The 1,545-nt window shown below is 68.1% G+C and carries 1 protein-coding gene and 1 pseudogene; both read right to left on the bottom strand.

Annotated features, from left to right (window positions below):
* Positions 1-950: pseudogene (locus AB0D57_RS47730) on the bottom strand (IS200/IS605 family accessory protein TnpB-related protein); the annotation flags it as partial.
* Positions 943-1,518: an IS607 family transposase gene (locus AB0D57_RS47725; RefSeq protein ID WP_362088773.1), complete on the bottom strand. Its 576-nt coding sequence runs from the start codon at positions 1,516-1,518 to the stop codon at positions 943-945. The pseudogene AB0D57_RS47730 and the gene AB0D57_RS47725, both read right to left, overlap by 8 nt.
* Positions 1,519-1,545 lie beyond the last annotated feature (27 nt).

The raw sequence follows: 1,545 nt of genomic DNA, 5'->3' as shown, positions 1-1,545 counted from the left end.
GTGTCCACGCCGACCATGCCACGGGCGCGTGCCGCGTCCAGCGGCACGGTCTTGACCACCGGGCGTGTCCAGGAGGCTGTCAGGTACCAGCGCCCGCGTGCCACGTCGAGGTGGATGCGGTACGCCACGGCCCGGTTCGCCTCGATGCGGTCGCGCCACTCGGCGCCGCGATGCTGGAACGCCACCTTGGAGGCGAGGACGTACCGGCCGTGCTTACTGTTGGCCAGGTGAGCGAGCGGGGCGGGCAACTTGATGGATACTTCGCCGTCCGGGGTGACGCGGATCGTCTCGTTCCCGAACCGCTTCCCCGACTCGCCGTCAGCGGCGAGGAACCAGCGCTCGGCTTCCCACCTCTCACGCCACCGCTGTTCGGTGAGCTGCGCGGCCTGAAGGTTGTGCCGGTTACCCAGGAGGTTTTGGCCGCCGCGCACGACGTGCACGACACCGTCCTCACGCTCGGCGCGAGCAACATCGAGACGGTGCTCCAGGGCCGCCAGGCGCCGGGACTTGTGGAACCACTCGCCCTCGGAGCGGTAGCCGCCCGGCGCCCGTCTGGTGCCCTTCTCACCGATCGGCTGGGACAGCCGGTGCATCAGCGTCCGCACACCGGCCTCAAGGTTGTGGATGTGCGCGAGCTGACAGCGCCGCGAGAGTGCCCACTGATCGTGGGTGGCCTTCGTGATCGACCCGGCCCAGCGGGAGGACGACTCCGCGGTCAGACCCTGTTTACGGGTCGCCCACGTGTCGCTGTTGTGTTCCAGACCATCTCGGCAGCGCGTCTTGAGATCCTGCGATGCCAGCCGTCCCAGGTGCTCGCCGATCAGGCGCAACACCTTGTCGTCCTCGACGGTAAGGCCCTTGAGACGGTCGCGTATCGCGACACCGGACGGGCCGAGAGAAACGAACGGGTCGTCGATCGGCCGGAGCTGCTTCTTCTTCGCCTCAGCCATGCTCGGCCGCCTCAAAGGCCTTGCGGGCGCGGTTCTTCGCCGACCGGCGTCCATACAGGCGGGCGCAGAACGAGGTCAGCACCTCCACCATGTCGCGCACCAGGTCGTCATCGACCTCGCCGTCATCCAGCACCACCAGGCGGCGCCCGCTGGCGGACAGCGCGGCCTCGACCAGTTCGACATTCATCCGGCCGAGCCGGTCCTTGTGCTCCACCACCACCGTGGTCACAGCGGGGTCTGCCAGCAGTCGACGGGCCTTGGTCCGCCCGCCGTTCATCCCGGAGGCGATCTCCGACTCGATCCGCACCACCCGGTGCCCGGCCTTCGCAGCCCACTCCGACAAGCGTGCGGTCTGCCGCTCCAGGTCGGCTTTCTGGTCGTGCGAGGAGACACGGGCATACAGACCCACACCACCGGTCACGGGCGGTGAGGTGTTCGCGTCGATGTTCACCAGGATCGTGCGCGGTCCCACCCGTTCCGCAGGGACCGGCAACGTGCCTTCACGGAACCAGCGGTACGCAGTACGCGGGGCGATCCCCTGCGCGCGAGCCCATTCCGTCAGGTTCATGCACCTGATCATACATCACTCATGACA

The sequence above is a fragment of the Streptomyces sp. NPDC048275 genome (assembly GCF_040652275.1).
Taxonomy (GTDB): Bacteria; Actinomycetota; Actinomycetes; order Streptomycetales; family Streptomycetaceae; genus Streptomyces.
The sequence above is the reverse complement of the archived record's forward strand: the minus strand, read 5'-3'. Positions and strand labels throughout refer to the sequence as shown.

Excerpts from the sequence above, each read along its gene's own strand:
- AB0D57_RS47725 (WP_362088773.1), bottom strand. The coding sequence starts at position 1,518 with ATGAACCTGACGGAATGGGCTCGCGCGCAGGGGATCGCCCCGCGTACT.